Origin of the sequence: Pseudoalteromonas shioyasakiensis, from assembly GCF_019134595.1 — a bacterium.
Lineage (GTDB): Bacteria > Pseudomonadota > Gammaproteobacteria > Enterobacterales > Alteromonadaceae > Pseudoalteromonas > Pseudoalteromonas shioyasakiensis_A.
In genome coordinates this window covers 2,131,413-2,146,782 of record NZ_CP077770.1, presented here as the reverse complement: position 1 = coordinate 2,146,782, position 15,370 = coordinate 2,131,413, and the positions used below count along the sequence as shown (strand labels likewise).

Genomic DNA, 15,370 nt, shown 5'->3' with positions numbered 1-15,370 from the left:
TCAAATGACATTCGGCTTTGATGACCATGAGCCAAACGAGCCAATGAATAAGCAGCCAGAACAACCAGCACAACATGCCCAAAGCGATTCAGTGTTGCCTGCCACAGAGGTTAAAACGCAGCCTTTACTAAGTTATTTGCTTGAGGCAAAACGTATTCGCTTAGTTGATGTGAAACTCGCAGAGCTATTGACTGGCACAGAAACAGTAGCCGGTTCACAAACACTGATAGAGAATAACGATGCAACGAATAATGAGGTTTTTTACCTGATTTTATTGCTTGCGGCAGCGCAGCAAAGTCAGCACAGTTGTTTAGAGCTCGTAAATATAAATTGGCAAAACCCGTTTGAAATTAAACAGCAAAGCCTAGCTGATGCCAGCATTACAGCCCCTGATGTTTTAACCCCGTTTGATATGGAATTTGGCCTTGCTGAAGCCGTTAATAAACTAATGAATGCTGAGTGTGTCGGGGACGACAAACCACTGCTATTGTTTGCGAATAAACTTTATTTTGCCCGATTGGCAGAGTACGAAACCACACTGGCTTCGCGTTTACATCATTTAGCAACGAAAGAACTCACCCTTGATGAAGCCGAATTAACTGCATTACTTGAGGTGTATTTTCCTAATAGTGAACATACAACAAACCCAAGCGATCCTATTAAAACATTAAACTGGCAAAAAGTAGCCTGTGCGATTGCCGCAACAAAAGGCTTTAGTGTGATCACTGGCGGCCCGGGTACCGGTAAAACCACCACAGTAACTAAGCTACTAGCAATATTACAATCTTTGTATGCCAGTGCACCGCTAACAATAAAGCTGGTTGCACCGACAGGTAAAGCGGCAGCGCGTTTAACCGAGTCGATTTTAGGGGCAAAGCAAAAGCTTAATATGATCCCTGATAATATCGCGCCACTTATTCCTGAAAGCGCGCAAACGATTCACCGTTTACTGGGCGTTATTCCGCATACCAATAAGTTTCGCCATAACAAGCGTAATCCGCTGCATTTAGATGTACTGATCATTGATGAGGCATCGATGGTAGATTTATCGCTTATGGCAAAACTAATCGAGGCACTACCAAGCCATGCAAGGCTTATTTTACTCGGTGATAAAGACCAATTAGCCTCGGTTGATACGGGCAGTATTCTTAGCGACCTATGCCAAGGGTTAGAGCTTGACAAAATGCCTGATTACAGTAGTGATAGAGCTGCGCAGCTTAATCGCGTTTGTTTTAATAATCAGAGCGAGATACCCTCGGCGAGCAGTCATTTTGTACTCAACGATTGTATTGCGTTTTTACAGCAAAGTTATCGTTTTGATGACAGCAGCGGCATTGGTCAATTAGCACAAGCTGTAAATACCAATAACAGTGGCTTACTGGGCTACGTTGAGCAAACGATTAATCAAGGTGGCTTTAAAGACCTTAAACTTAATTACAGCGTAATTAGTAAACCGATTGAGCAATTTGTGCAACAAGCGGCGTTGCAATATCACGATTATTTGCAGCTTATCCAGCAAGGGGCAAGTGTTGCCAGTGTGCATAAAGCATTTTCGCATTATCAGTTGCTAGCTGCTGTCAGAGAGGGAGATTATGGTGTAAATAGCCTTAATCAGCGTATTGAAAAAGCACTGGCTCAACAAGGTTTAATCTCGCCATATCAAAGGCATTACGTGGGTATGCCAATTATGATCAGCCAAAACGACTACCAGCTAAAACTGTTTAATGGCGACATAGGTATTTTAATGCACGATGAGCAAGGTCAGTTAAAAGCCATGTTTGTTGATGAACAAGAAAATATTCGCGCCTTTTCGCCCGCACGTTTACCTGCTCACGATAAAGTGTATGCTATGACAATTCATAAGTCGCAAGGTTCTGAATTTGCTTATACAGCAATGATTTTACCGCCAATAAAACAGGCTAATCAGGGTATTAACAGACAATTGGTTTACACGGGTATCACCCGCGCGAAAACCACATTTGAGCTGGTGGCCGATAAAAATGTACTGCTTATGGCAATGAATAAATCTGTTACTCGTGCATCAGGTTTATACGATAGGTTAAAACATGAAGCTAGTTAAAGTAACGAGTGACCAACTCAACGAGTTAATGGGTTGGTTTAACAAAGAGGCTGAACTGCGTATTTGGTCTGGGCCATTTTTTAATTACCCATTTGATACGCAAAGCTTTAAAAATGATTTAAACCTAGATGCGCTGAGTTCCTACACGTTGGTTAATGACGAAGGCCGCATGTTAGGGTTTGGTCAATACTATCTACGTGAAGGTCGTTGCCATTTAGGGCGGCTAGTTATCGCGCCAAGTGAACGTGGTAAAGGTCTTGCAAAAGTGTTGATAAATTTACTGGGAGAGCAGGGCAAACAGCAATTGAACTGCGATAGCTTGTCGTTGTTTGTATATACCCACAATACCCTTGCTAAAACGGCCTATGAAAAACTGGGTTTTATACAAACCCAGTACCCCGCTAACATGCCACTCGATGGCTGTATTTATATGACTTGCTAAGAGCGTTTAAAGCTGCTTTTACGAAATAGGTTAGGTTGCCAGCCAAAGTGTATGGCGCCTAATCTTAAACATACCGTCACAGCAAATGCGCCAAGAATACACCAAATATAACTCACCTCAAGGGTGAATAAAGCCGCGTAAGTTAACCCGCCAGATAAGCAAGCGGTTGAATAGAGTTCTTCACCCATTACTAGAGGCACTTCTCGGCAGATCACATCACGCATCAGGCCACCAAAAATACCTGTGGTCATACCCATGGTGATGGCTACAACCATATCTGCGCCGCCGATCAGTGCCTTTTCGATACCAATAATATTGAAAATCGCCATCCCTACAGCATCCATTAATAGCATGGTGGTGTTACTTAAATCGGGTAAGTGACGAATAGATAAAATAGAGGCGAATATGGCTATGTAAGTTGCGTACAAATAATCGGGCTGAGCTATCCAAAATACTGGTTTGTTAAGCAATATGTCTCGAAGTGTGCCACCACCCAGAGCTGTGACTGTGGCAACGACCACCACACCAAAACCACCGACACTTTTTTCATGGCCCAGCAAGGTGCCAGAAATAGCAAAAAACGCTACACCGATAATGCTTAAAAAATGGAAGTATTCTGATGTCATGGGGTTTCCTTACCTGTTTATAGTAATCTAACCCTAGCAAAATGAACTTTATTGATGCTGAACAGCTAAGAAAATAGGGCGGGTAGTGATGCCACCCGCCGGTAAGAAAATTTTTATTATTTTAGGTAATCAACCACTAATTGCGTCATTGCATTTACGCCAAGCTGTAAAGCTTTTTCGTCTGCAAAAAAGTGTGGTGAATGGTTACTAGGTGCTGTAACTGCATCTTGACCTTTTGGTGTGACACCTAAGAAAAAGAACATGCCTGGTGTTTCTAAGGCGTAGTAACTAAAGTCTTCGGCACCTGTGATAAGTGGCGTTGTGATCAGGTTTTCTTTGCCAACCACACCAGCAAGAGTTGGTGTCATTTTCTTGGTTAATTCAACATCGTTCACTGTTACTGGGTAGCCATGATCAATGTGAACATGCGCTTCTGCGCCACCTGATTCAGCTACCATCTCAGCGGTTTTAGCTAAACGTTTTTTAATGTCAGCACGCATTTCTTGGTCAAAGGTACGAATTGTGCCAACCATTTCAACTTGATCAGGGATGATGTTGTTACGCACACCGCCATTAATGGCACCAAATGAAACCACCGAAGGCGCTTTGGTTACATCAACTTGGCGTGAGGCAATGGTTTGTGTTGCCATAATAATTTGTGATGACGCCACAATTGGGTCAACCCCATTCCAAGGGCGTGAGCCGTGAGTTTGGCGACCTTTTACTGTGATTGTAAATTTGTCGGCGCTGGCCATTAGCGGCCCTTCACGAAAACCAATTTGTCCGGTATTAAGTGAGCTGGTTACGTGTAAACCAAATACGGCTTCTGGCTTTTCTTTAAATAAGCCTTCTTTAAGCATCAGCTCAGCACCACCTTCTTCGCCGTCTGGTGCACCTTCTTCAGCAGGTTGGAATACAAACAAAATATCACCCGCTAGCTGGTCTTTAATTTTTACTAAAGACTCAGCTGCTGCCATTAAAATAGCCACATGGTTATCATGACCACAGGCATGCATTACGCCAACGGTATTGCCTTTATACTCTGTTGTTTGAGTTGACGCGAAAGGTAAGTCTACTTGCTCTTTAACAGGTAGTGCATCCATATCTGCACGTAGCGCAATAAGCGGACCTTTTTTGCCCCCTTTAAGTTTGGCAACCACACCGGTATGAGCCACACCTGTTTGAACCTCAAGGCCTAACGAACGTAGATGCTTAGCCACGTATTTGGCTGTTTCAAACTCACGGTTACTAAGCTCTGGGTTTTGATGTAAATGACGGCGCCATTTAATAACTTTTTCGCTGACGCTTTTATTTGCAGATTTAAGTTCAGTATTAATATCACTAGCAAATGCAGGGGTAGAAATAGCACTGAGAAGTAGGCTGGTCGAAAGTAGTTTGTTTAACATCCCGTATCCTTTTATTATTTAGATATCCAAACCGTCTGTGAAACGCTGAATTCTGCATTTTGAGGTGGCTTGGATATATGCACACTACATCAATGTAAAGGATAAACACTTGAATGAACAAGACCTTTCGGTAATTAACCAAGACAAATGGTTTAAAAATCGCACACAATTATTTAGGGACAAGCTAGTAAAAAATGCTAAATTAATCACCTTAAATGCTGGTGATGCATTGTTTTTGCGTGGTGATGAAAATACCGGTCTGTATTGTGTTATTAATGGCGTGCTTAGAGTTTCTGGGGTTAATAGCCAAGGCAAAGAAGCAGTGCTCAGTTTTGTAACCAGTGCGATGTGGTTTGGTGAAGTGGCTCTGTTTGATGGCGGTAAACGCACCCACGATGTGTATGCTCAAACTGCGGTACGGCTTTTACACGTTCCTGAGCGGGCATTAAGTCAGTTATTACAAGAAAGCCCTGCATATTGGCATGATTTTGGACTGTTGCTTACCAATAAAGTGCGAAACCTGTTTGATTCATTAGAAGATCACGCACTGCTTACAGCAAAGCAAAAGGTGAGTAAGCGGTTATGCATGCTTTATCAATCGTCACTCCAAAGCTGTTTGCCGCTTACCCAGCAACAACTTGCCGATATGACCTATTTAACACGGCAAACCATTAATCAAATATTACAATCCCTACAAGCTGATTCAATTATTAATCTTAAATATCAATCGATTGAAATTATTGATATCGATAAATTGCAATCTCAATGCTAGCTTGGAACTAAAATTGCTACAAAGTTGTAATCAAGCTTAAATGGAAGACAACTTGTGGCAATTACATTTCATAATCAATATAACCCTTATCACGCCTCGGCTGCTGGTAAGCAGTCGCAAACGGCTCGCCTCGATGATATGAAGGCTATGCATACGCCAGCATCTTCAGCACAACAACTTTTACAAAAGCAGTCTGAGCCCAGCTCTTTTTTAGCACAGGCGCAAGAAGCTTTGGTTTATCAGCGGCTCGGGGTTGATAAAGAGAAAATTGATGAAATAAAAGCGCAAATAGAAAACCTTGCTGAACAAATGCAACAACAAGGTGCCGATACTAAAGCACTACAAGAAAAAATGAATGAGCTGCAAGCGATGCTCGATGAAGAGTATCAAAAAGGTCGCGAACGCATGGATATGCGACCAGAAGCTGAAAAAGGCAAAGTCATCGATGCGCTGGTTTAATAATATGTGAGTCTAAGCTAGTCACTTTAAGTGTCGGCTAGTTGACATTCTTGTTGGTGAATTTTCTGCTAATCTGAATTTTGAACACAGTTTTGGCAGGAAAAACAATGAAAACATTAAAACAACAACTGACAAATTACGCCCTTTATCACCGTTCTAAACGCAATATTTACACTCACTTTATCGGCATTCCATTAATTGTGTTTGCAATTATTTGTTTATTGCAACGCGTCACGCTTATCTCAGAGCCTGCTGTTATCTCCTTGGCAACCGTGGTGATTGCACTCACGTGTCTTTATTACTTAATGCTTAGCTTATCTATGGGGTTAATTATGGCTGTATGCTTAAGTTTGTTAAGTATTGCTGCTGAGCCTGTGGTGTCGCTTTCAACAGAGTTATGGCTAGCTGTGAGCATTGGCAGTTTCGTTGTTGGTTGGGTGTTTCAGTTTATTGGTCACTATTTTGAAGGTAAAAAGCCAGCCTTTGTTGACGATTTAATGGGTTTGGTAATAGGGCCGTTATTTGTTTTAGCAGAGTTCTTGATTATGCTTGGTTTTTATAAAGATATTGCTAATCATATCGAACAACATGCAGGGCCTAACAAAGCATAACAACAATAATAAGGAACACACATGCAATTAAATGGTAAAACAGTTTGGGTTACTGGGGCATCTTCTGGAATTGGGGAGGCACTTTGTGAGCAACTGGCAGCAAAGGGTGCAACGCTAATACTGTCTGCCCGTAATGAGGATAAACTCAACGCTCTTAATACAAGGCTTGGCGGTAATCATCATGTGGTCGCCCTTGATTTGGCAAAGCCCGAAGCCTTACTTGAAGATATGCCTGCGGTGATTGAGCGAATTGGCCGCATTGATGTGCTTATCAATAACGGTGGGGTGTCGCAGCGTAGTCTATTTTTAGAAAACGAATTTACGGTTTATCGCCAACTGATGGAAGTAAACTACTTTGGTTTAATTGCTTTAACTAAGGCGGTCGTACCACAGATGGTGAAGCAAGGTATGGGCATGGTGGTATCAATTAGCAGCGTAGCGGGTAAAGTCGGTTCAAAGTTCAGAACTGGGTATTCGGGTTCTAAGTATGCGGTTGTGGGCTTTATGGATTGCTTAAGAGCAGAACTAGCCGATAAAAATGTGAATTGCCTGACTATTTGCCCAGGTTCAATTAAAACAGCTATTGCGCATAACTCGTTAGATGGCCAAGGTAAACCGCAAAATAAGCCAGAGGAATCAATTGAAAACGGTATGGATGTGGCAAAAGCGGCTGCAAAAATGATTAAAGCCATTGAAGCCGAGAAAGATGAAGTTGTTATTGGTGAAGGAATAAGTGGTTTAGCACCGACTATTAAGCGTTTTTTCCCGGGCTTTTTTAATCGCCTCACAGCAAAAATGAACTATAGATAATTTATTATCATTTGTTAGCGAATGATTCTCAGTAAACAATGCGCAACTTGGGTTGCACATTTTTTGTACCAAATGGTCGGATTATTATCACTTTAATCGATAAAAGGCACTAGTTTGCTATGGTTAAACGGGGATGGATTAGCATACAATGGGGTAAAAGTAGTCCAAACAAGAGAGAACAACAATGGCCGCATTTGGTACTGTATTTATGCCACAAATGATCCAAGCACGTTTTGCTGATAACTCATGGAGTGAAAGCGCGCTGGTCCCATCTGATAAAATCGAATTACATGCGGGTGCTCACGTATTACATTACTCAAGCACCTGTTTTGAAGGATTAAAAGCATTTCGTCACGAAGATGGCTCGGTCTATATCTTTCGTATGGATGCTAACATTGCTCGTATGAAACAAAGCTCTAAGTTACTAAACTTACCTGACTTTGACGAAAGCATGCTTGAGCAAATGATCAAAGACATTGTAAAAGAGTACGCAGACGAAACACCAACTCCGCCGGGTTCTATGTATATTCGCCCAACTCACATTGGTACAGAAGCGGCAATTGGTAAAGCGGCTGCGCCTTCGATGAGTTCCTTGCTTTATGTACTGCTTTCGCCTGTAGGTGATTATTTCTCAGGTGGTGCTACAGCATTACGTGTATTACTTGAAGAAGACGGCATGCGCTGCGCACCACACATGGGTATGGTTAAAAGTGGTGGTAACTATGCAAGTGCATTAGGTCCAATCTTAGAAGCTCGCTCTGAGCATCAAGCTGATCAAATCTTATTCTGCCCAGGTGGTGATGTACAAGAAACTGGTGCTGCAAACTTCATTCTAATTGATGGTGACGAGATCATCACAAAAGCACTTGATAGCACATTCTTACACGGTGTGACGCGTAATAGTATTTTAACCATTGCTAAAGATTTAGGTATGACCGTATCTGAGCGTAACTTTACTGTGTCTGAGTTACTAGAAAGAGCCGCTAAACCAGGTACTGAAGCTGCGTTATCAGGTACCGCTGCGGTACTTACCTCGGTTGGCACACTTATTCATAACGACCAAGAGTTTAAAGTGGGCTCTGGTGAGCCCGGTGACAAAGTTGCTAAATTACGCCAAGCATTGAATGATATTCAATGGGGTAAATCAGCAGATACTCATGGCTGGTTAACAAAAGTATAATTGCTAAAAAAGTCATATATAAAAAGCCACGTTACTACGTGGCTTTTTTGTTTTTACATTGGTTTACAGCACTTCCTGTGTTTAACCGCAAATTACTAGACATTCTAATGCTTTAATTTTACTTTCATTTTATTAACAATAACTAAAAGTAAATTTATTATGATTAAGAAAACACTAGCATGTGCAATTGTTGTTGCATTGGCGGGTTGCGGTGAATCTACCCCTACAAATACAGAACAAACAGTAAAAACTGCAGAGGTTAAAGCTGCTGTGAATTATCCAGAAACTAAAAAAGGCAATGTTGTTGATGAATATTTCGGTGAAAAAGTAGCCGATCCGTATCGTTGGTTAGAAGACGATATGAGCGACGAAACAGCCCAGTGGGTGAAAGCCGAAAATGATGTGACGTTTTCTTATCTAAAAAACATTCCTTATCGCGATGAGCTTAAAACCACCCTTGAAAAGCTGATGAACTACGAAAAAGTTACAGCGCCATTTAAAGAGGGTGAGTACACCTATTTTTATAAAAACGATGGCCTGCAAAATCAGTACGTAGTTTATCGTAAAAAAGGCGACTCAGAGGCTGAAGTGTTCTTAGATCCAAATACCTTCAGTAGCGACGGCACAACCTCAATGTCGGGCTTAACATTCACAGAAGACGGCACGCTAGCGGCTTATCAAATCTCTGAAGGCGGCAGTGACTGGCGTAAAATTATCATTATTGATACTGCAACTAAACAGCCGATTGAAGAGGCTTTAGTCGATGTAAAATTCAGTGGTATCTCTTGGCTTGGCAACGAAGGTTTCTATTATTCGAGCTACGATAAGCCAAAGGGCAGTGAGCTGTCTGCAAAAACAGATCAACATAAAGTTTACTACCATAAGTTAGGCACGGCTCAGGCAGATGACCAATTAGTTTATGGTGGCACAGAGGCTCAGAAACATCGTTATATTGGTGCTGATGTAACCCGTGATAATCGTTATTTAATAATTGCTGCAAGTACTTCAACTTCAGGTAATAAACTGTTTATCAAAGATTTAACTAAGCCTGACAGCGAGCTAGTGACTATTTTAGATAACACTGACTCAGATACCTCAATTATTGATAATGACGGCTCGAAACTATATTTGGTGACTAACTTAAACGCGCCAAATAAACGTGTAGTGACTGTTGATGCAGCTGATCCAAGCCCTGAAAATTGGCAAGATTTAATCCCAGAAACTGACAATGTGCTTAGCCTTTCAAAAGGTGGTGACTACTTCTTTGCTAAGTATATGGTTGATGCGATTTCACAAGTAAAACAATACGATAAATCAGGTAAATTGGTGCGTGACATCAGCCTGCCAGGTGTGGGTACTGCATATGGCTTTAGCGGTAAGCACGATGCACAAACGCTGTATTACTCATTTACTAATTACACTACACCAGGCAATACCTATTCGTTTGATGTTGAGTCAGGTAAGTCTGATGTGTATCGCAAGTCGGGCGCTAAATTTAATAGCGAAGAATATATCTCTGAACAAGTGTTCTATACATCAAAAGATGGCACTAAAGTTCCGATGATTATTTCATACAAAAAAGGCACCGAACTTAACGGTAAAAATCCGACTATTTTATATGGTTATGGTGGCTTTAACGTGAGCCTAACACCAAGCTACAGCCCTACAATTGCGGCATGGCTTGAGCACGGTGGTGTATATGCTGTTGCTAATATTCGTGGTGGTGGCGAATACGGTAAAGAATGGCATGTAAATGGTACACAGCTTAAGAAACAAAATGTATTTGATGACTTTATTGCTGCGGCTGAGTACTTAAACGAAAAACAATACAGCTCACCTGATTACCTAGCGGTACGTGGTGGCTCAAATGGTGGCTTATTAGTTGGTGCGGTTATGACACAGCGCCCTGAGCTATTTAAAGTTGCGCTTCCTGCTGTAGGTGTTTTAGATATGCTTCGTTACCACACCTTTACAGCCGGTGCTGGTTGGGCGTATGACTACGGTACAAGTGAACAAAGTAAAGAAATGTTCGATTACTTAAAAGGCTACTCGCCAGTTCACAATGTAAAAGAAGGTGTTAGCTACCCAGCAACCTTAGTAACAACAGGGGATCATGATGACCGTGTTGTGCCTGCGCATTCATTTAAGTTTGCAGCAGAGCTACAAGAAAAAGGTGCGAAACAAAATCCGTATCTTATTCGCATTGAAACAAATGCAGGCCATGGTGCAGGAACACCAACCAGTAAGATCATCGACCAATACGCTGATATTTATGGCTTTACCCTATACAACATGGGTGTTAAATCGCTATAAGAGATTCCTTAACTAAAATTAAAAACGCCGAGCTAAGCTCGGCGTTTTTGTATTGATTAATTGAGATGTTTATAAATCGATACCCAGCGCAAAAATCATTTTGTAATCTTCTTTTTCTGGTACTACACCGTTTTCATCGGCAATCGGGTCAGCCAAATAATCCCAAACTAGAGACACATCAAAATCGATATCATCGGTGATCTCAAATTCAAACGCAGCCATCGCATATTGTGAATCACCACCGGCGTCACTGTTGGCAGTTAGGTAGCGATAATTTAAAGAAAAATCAATTTTCTTGGTGACTTCTAACTCATAATTTGTAGATATAAACCAAGACATTGACGAATTACTCTTATCTTCCCCTGCAGCTACTGTATCAAATTGGGTCTTTTGGTACGCGGGTCCTGCTGTAAAATCCCATTCTGTTTTATCGGTATCCATAACATAGTAACCAACACCGGCACCCACAGTGTACTTGTTGGCGATATTCTGAAACGGGTCACGATAATATTCGAAGAAAATAGGGCGGTAGTACATTTTTTGTGTGTAAAACCAGTCAAATGTACCGTTTGCACGAATGTTGTTTTTAGTCACTTGATCATCGCTGGTGGTGCGATAGCCTAAAATTTCAGATAAAAATCGACTTGATGCAGTACGGCGCTTTATATCTGCCTTAACAGAATACTCTGTTTGGTCAGTATTACCGCGAGCTAAATCTGCACCCATCGATAATTTTACAGTCCATGCACTAAGTTCGCTCTCAACTGAAGGAGCAATAGAGACTAAATCGCGATAACGGTATTTAGCTTCTTGTTCGCCAACTTTTACATAACCGCCAGAGATATTTAGTGTGCCACTGAGTTCATTACCATCGTTAAAACGCACAGTATGATGGCGATCTGAGATGATCATGTAGACATCTTCGCGATCAATAATTAATGTGTCGAGCACATCACTATCGAACTCGATTTCTTTATCGTACATTGAGACAAGCTCGCCTTTGAGCCATTCGCCCGAATTCAGCCGTACCCAATCGAAATGAGTGGCATCTTTTATGATTATGCCGCGCTCTTCAAGAAGCGGATCAGGAAGTGTTTCTGCACTATAGCAAGCAAATGAGCTTGCTACAGCTGCACTAATAAGCAGGTATTTTTTGAGCATTATTTCAATCCATGTTAAATAAAATGCATTCAAGGGGTGAGGTTGTTGTTACTAATAACCTGTTTAATTTTAGAACAAATTTAAGCGCTATTCAAAAATTACTTAAGCAGATGGCAAAAATAATCGCTGATAGGTTTTATAAGCATATTCATCGCTCATTCCTGATAAGTAATCACATATTATGCGCATTGCATTATCACCTTGCTGGTGTGCATTTAGCCACATTTCTTGGGTTGTTTCAGGAAGTAAGCGCATTGGGTCGCTGGCAAAGGCACTAAATAATTCAATAAGTAGGTTTTGCCCTTTAAATTCAACTTGTTGCATCTTTGGCTCACGAATTAAACGTTTAAAAACAAAATGTTTTAGCACGTTAAGAATCTCGGCAAATTCATCCGGTAGGCTAACTGTGTACTGTAGTATTTCAGATTCGAAATCTGCGTTTTGTACAACTAACTGAGCGTTAATAATAAAGGTATTAACCAACTCACCAATGGCGTCTTTTCGCTCATACTCGTGATGAGAAAAGAGTCTGGCGGTTATCGAGCTCAAATGAGTGGTTAGCCACGCTGAGTCGAGCTCTTGTAATTGTACAAGGGCATGATTTTGCCAATCAGCCAGCGTTAAAACTTCGGTGGCTATGGCATCTTCTAAATCGTGAACGGCATAAGCAATATCGTCAGCTAATTCCATAATTGCTGAATCTATCGATTTGTAGTGGGTTTTGGCTCTAAACTCATCAACCTTATAATGACTACTCAGCAGCGCTTTATCGTTATTAGACAGTGGCTCAATGATCCAGTCGAAAACATCTTTATCGTCATTATATAAGCCTTTGGCTGGTCGCCAATGGTCAGCTTTAATAAAGCTACGCTGCCCACTTAAAGGTGGAATGCTGTGCCACAAATCATCAATAAAGGCTGGGTATTTAATAAAGCCCAACAAGGTGCGCCTGGTTAAGTTCATGCCATGGCCATTTGAATAGGGCTCAAGCTTAGAGACAATTCTTAGTGTTTGTGCGTTACCTTCAAAGCCCCCATGCTCGCGCATCATGTAATTTAATGCTATTTCACCACCATGCCCAAAAGGAGGGTGGCCAATATCATGTGCAAGGCATAATGTTTCGAGTAAGCTACCGCTCGGAAAATTCGTAAATTCAGGGTGTTGCTTTTTTAGATGGCGTAATAAACCACTGCCAATTTGAGCAACTTCTAGAGAGTGGGTCAGACGAGTTCGGTAAAAATCATTTAAGCCAATACCCATAATCTGGGTTTTTGCCTGCAACCGCCTAAATGCAGCGGCATGTATGATACGAGAGCGGTCAACTTGCCAAGCTGAGCGGTTATCGTTTGGACGATATTTTTGCTGATCAATAATGCGAGCTTGCCAATATTGGCACATAAAAATAACCTACCTATTTCTCGTTTGGTTGCTTTTCAGTATACGCAAGCGCTTGAAAATTGCGAGTAAATTGGCGCTATATCAGGCTATTTTGGTAAAGGTTTAGGTAATTATCTTAGGGCAAATTCGCCAAAAATAGACGGCTTTGGTATACTTCGCCTTTGTGTGTACGTGACGTTACCGTACATGAGTAGTCGTTTATTTGAGAGAATACATGCTTAATTACGTTTTTCGAGCTTTACTTGCTGCTTTTTTTGCATGGGCGTTGTTATCGCCGTTTATGGATAAAGAAGGTGTAGAAAGTGGGTCTGAACAAACACAGGCAACGCCAAAAGGAACCCAGCGCGTAATCAAAAAAGAAAAGCCATTACATAATGTGAAACTACCAGATTTTGCAGCGTTTAGTGATGTGAAAGAAAAGAAACATGCATTTTTTGATTTTATTCGCCCTCATGTTGAGGCCGAAAATAAAAAGATTCTTCAGCAACGTGCAACCCTAGAAATTGCGCGCATGATGCTGGAGTACAATGAGCCACTAAGTAGTAAGCAGCAATCAGATATTAAAAAAATACTGACCAGCTACAAGTTGCCAACCACTATAGATACTTTATCACTTACCCAAGCTCTACGCCGTGTAGATATCATTCCTAAAGAGCTTGCGCTTATGCAAGCTGCAAATGAATCTGCATGGGGCACGTCACGCTTTGCACGTATTGGCTTAAACTTTTTCGGCCAGTGGTGTTATAAAAAAGGCTGTGGCATGGTGCCTCGTCGCCGTGCTAACGAAGCAGCCCATGAAGTGACGGCATTCAAATCGGTACGTGCTGCTGTAAGTTCATATTTTAAAAATATTAATACCCATGCAGCGTATAAAGATTTAAGATCAATTCGTGCTGATTTACGTCGCCAGCAAAAGCCAATTGATGCAACTAAGCTAACACAAGGCTTGTTGTCTTATTCTGAACGACGTGAAGCATATATTGAAGAATTAAATAAAATGATAAATCAAAACAGAGCTTACTTTGATGAATAAACTCCTTCCATGGTTAAAAGCAGCAACCATCGCGGTTGCGCTAGGTACAGTTGCAACCAAGGCCGCTGCAACTGAATTTGTTGTTGCCTATGATGGCTTTTACGATCGTTTGAAAGTTGTTAATAAAGGCGAATTCCAATACGCTCAAGTTAACTTTTATTTGTCTGATATTGCTAGCAACGAAGTATGTACAATCAAATCAGGTAAAATAATTACAGAAAAACAAGAGTTTGACTTAACTTATACAGATAAAGCTCAGTTACTTTTACCATTTGATAAGCAGCTTGATACAGATAAAGCCGTTATTGTTGTTCAACCAGAAAATCCAAAACATGAATGCCAATTAAAGTTACAAATTGAAGCAACGGATCTGGCTGATTTTGAACTCAGTAAAGCAAACTTATACACGTTAAATGAAGAATTTGACGAGCTGTTATCTGATTTGTCGGGCTTTTTTGTCAGTAAATTAATGTGGTTCTTACTGCCTGAACAACAAGGTGTTGTACTTAAATTTAACGGCCAAGACGCTATCTCCGCAAATGACGTTAGTTGTAAAGAGCTGCGTTGTTCAATAAAAGTAACAGATGACTGGCAAGATGATAACACAGTGCTAAGCAGTCATGCTGAGCTTATCAGTGCTACACCTTGGATTGTTAAATAGCGACCATATATTTACTAAAAGCATTTAAATAACGACAAAAGGGACCTTACTTAGGTCCCTTTTTCGTTATTGAGAGGGTAGTTCTTATGTCTCTTTTTTTCAAAGTTCATATCGGTATTTTGGTTTAGTGTCAAAATCTAAAATTCATCGTAAGCATTGCAGTTACTTTGACAGTTTCTTTTATCTAACTTATTCCCTTAATTAATATTTTTTCTAACTATTTGTATTGCTGTGCATTTAAGAATTAGCGTGTTTTTAAATCTGAAAACAGTATGAAGATATGCGTTTTTGCTGATTGTTTTTTGCTATAGATAAAAGGTTTAATTTTATTTTAGTATTCTTATTTTTACTTAATTATTAAGTACTAACCTTATATTTTTTAATGATTTTTTCAGTGCTTAAAATATAGATTTAGATC

Annotated in this window: 14 protein-coding genes; 10 read left to right on the top strand and 4 right to left on the bottom strand. The window is 40.7% G+C overall.

The window, feature by feature from the left end; genetic code table 11:
* Positions 1-4 precede the first annotated feature (4 nt).
* On the top strand, positions 5-2,080 hold the full coding sequence (gene recD, locus KQP93_RS09970) for an exodeoxyribonuclease V subunit alpha (RefSeq protein ID WP_217876772.1): 2,076 nt from the start codon (positions 5-7) through the stop codon (positions 2,078-2,080).
* Positions 2,067-2,522, top strand: a complete 456-nt coding sequence (locus tag KQP93_RS09965) for a GNAT family N-acetyltransferase (RefSeq protein WP_217874248.1) — start codon at positions 2,067-2,069, stop codon at positions 2,520-2,522. The genes recD and KQP93_RS09965 overlap by 14 nt, the downstream gene beginning before the upstream one ends.
* On the opposite strand, the gene KQP93_RS09960 is transcribed toward KQP93_RS09965, so the two are convergent.
* Positions 2,519-3,148, bottom strand: coding sequence for a trimeric intracellular cation channel family protein (locus KQP93_RS09960; RefSeq protein WP_062565213.1), 630 nt, complete (start codon positions 3,146-3,148; stop codon positions 2,519-2,521). The genes KQP93_RS09965 and KQP93_RS09960 overlap by 4 nt on opposite strands.
* A gap of 116 nt (positions 3,149-3,264) precedes the next feature.
* Positions 3,265-4,554 (bottom strand): amidohydrolase, encoded by a 1,290-nt coding sequence (locus KQP93_RS09955; protein WP_217874247.1) that lies wholly within the window; start codon positions 4,552-4,554, stop codon positions 3,265-3,267.
* Between the two features lie 109 nt (positions 4,555-4,663).
* Here KQP93_RS09955 and KQP93_RS09950 point away from each other — a divergent pair, with 109 nt between their 5' ends.
* The 6 genes from KQP93_RS09950 (at position 4,664) to KQP93_RS09925 (ending at position 10,699) form a co-directional block, all read left to right on the top strand.
* Positions 4,664-5,326, top strand: coding sequence for a Crp/Fnr family transcriptional regulator (locus KQP93_RS09950; RefSeq protein WP_217874246.1), 663 nt, complete (start codon positions 4,664-4,666; stop codon positions 5,324-5,326).
* 54 nt (positions 5,327-5,380) lie between these two features.
* Complete coding sequence (locus KQP93_RS09945; RefSeq protein ID WP_217874245.1) at positions 5,381-5,785, top strand: hypothetical protein; 405 nt, start codon at positions 5,381-5,383, stop codon at positions 5,783-5,785.
* 107 nt (positions 5,786-5,892) lie between these two features.
* Entirely contained in the window at positions 5,893-6,396 is a 504-nt protein-coding gene (locus KQP93_RS09940; RefSeq protein WP_217874244.1) for an Mpo1 family 2-hydroxy fatty acid dioxygenase, read from the top strand.
* 21 nt (positions 6,397-6,417) lie between these two features.
* The gene (locus KQP93_RS09935) at positions 6,418-7,206 is read left to right on the top strand and encodes an SDR family oxidoreductase (protein ID WP_217874243.1); all 789 of its coding nucleotides are present in this window, start codon (positions 6,418-6,420) and stop codon (positions 7,204-7,206) included.
* A 184-nt stretch (positions 7,207-7,390) separates the two neighbouring features.
* On the top strand, positions 7,391-8,386 hold the full coding sequence (locus tag KQP93_RS09930; protein WP_217874242.1) for a branched-chain amino acid aminotransferase: 996 nt from the start codon (positions 7,391-7,393) through the stop codon (positions 8,384-8,386).
* 159 nt (positions 8,387-8,545) lie between these two features.
* A complete protein-coding gene (locus KQP93_RS09925; RefSeq protein WP_217874241.1) occupies positions 8,546-10,699 on the top strand; it encodes a prolyl oligopeptidase family serine peptidase in 2,154 nt (717 codons plus the stop codon).
* 69 nt (positions 10,700-10,768) lie between these two features.
* Here the strand turns inward: KQP93_RS09925 and KQP93_RS09920 are convergent, their stop codons facing one another.
* Together KQP93_RS09920 and KQP93_RS09915 are read right to left on the bottom strand one after the other, a co-directional pair.
* Positions 10,769-11,860, bottom strand: coding sequence for a DUF481 domain-containing protein (locus KQP93_RS09920; RefSeq protein ID WP_217874240.1), 1,092 nt, complete (start codon positions 11,858-11,860; stop codon positions 10,769-10,771).
* 102 nt (positions 11,861-11,962) lie between these two features.
* A complete protein-coding gene (locus KQP93_RS09915; protein ID WP_217874239.1) occupies positions 11,963-13,258 on the bottom strand; it encodes an anti-phage deoxyguanosine triphosphatase in 1,296 nt (431 codons plus the stop codon).
* A gap of 214 nt (positions 13,259-13,472) precedes the next feature.
* Here KQP93_RS09915 and KQP93_RS09910 point away from each other — a divergent pair, with 214 nt between their 5' ends.
* Both KQP93_RS09910 and KQP93_RS09905 read left to right on the top strand, forming a co-directional pair.
* Positions 13,473-14,291 (top strand): glucosaminidase domain-containing protein, encoded by an 819-nt coding sequence (locus KQP93_RS09910; RefSeq protein WP_217874238.1) that lies wholly within the window; start codon positions 13,473-13,475, stop codon positions 14,289-14,291.
* On the top strand, positions 14,284-14,952 hold the full coding sequence (locus KQP93_RS09905) for a DUF2987 domain-containing protein (protein ID WP_217874237.1): 669 nt from the start codon (positions 14,284-14,286) through the stop codon (positions 14,950-14,952). Before KQP93_RS09910 ends, KQP93_RS09905 begins: the two co-directional genes overlap by 8 nt.
* Positions 14,953-15,370 lie beyond the last annotated feature (418 nt).

Coding starts and splice junctions, on each gene's coding strand:
- recD (WP_217876772.1), top strand. CDS start 5: ATGACATTCGGCTTTGATGACCATGAGCCAAACGAGCCAATGAATAAG.
- KQP93_RS09965 (WP_217874248.1), top strand. CDS start 2,067: ATGAAGCTAGTTAAAGTAACGAGTGACCAACTCAACGAGTTAATGGGT.
- KQP93_RS09960 (WP_062565213.1), bottom strand. CDS start 3,148: ATGACATCAGAATACTTCCATTTTTTAAGCATTATCGGTGTAGCGTTT.
- KQP93_RS09955 (WP_217874247.1), bottom strand. CDS start 4,554: ATGTTAAACAAACTACTTTCGACCAGCCTACTTCTCAGTGCTATTTCT.
- KQP93_RS09940 (WP_217874244.1), top strand. CDS start 5,893: ATGAAAACATTAAAACAACAACTGACAAATTACGCCCTTTATCACCGT.
- KQP93_RS09935 (WP_217874243.1), top strand. CDS start 6,418: ATGCAATTAAATGGTAAAACAGTTTGGGTTACTGGGGCATCTTCTGGA.
- KQP93_RS09930 (WP_217874242.1), top strand. CDS start 7,391: ATGGCCGCATTTGGTACTGTATTTATGCCACAAATGATCCAAGCACGT.
- KQP93_RS09925 (WP_217874241.1), top strand. CDS start 8,546: ATGATTAAGAAAACACTAGCATGTGCAATTGTTGTTGCATTGGCGGGT.
- KQP93_RS09920 (WP_217874240.1), bottom strand. CDS start 11,860: ATGCTCAAAAAATACCTGCTTATTAGTGCAGCTGTAGCAAGCTCATTT.
- KQP93_RS09915 (WP_217874239.1), bottom strand. CDS start 13,258: ATGTGCCAATATTGGCAAGCTCGCATTATTGATCAGCAAAAATATCGT.
- KQP93_RS09910 (WP_217874238.1), top strand. CDS start 13,473: ATGCTTAATTACGTTTTTCGAGCTTTACTTGCTGCTTTTTTTGCATGG.
- KQP93_RS09905 (WP_217874237.1), top strand. CDS start 14,284: ATGAATAAACTCCTTCCATGGTTAAAAGCAGCAACCATCGCGGTTGCG.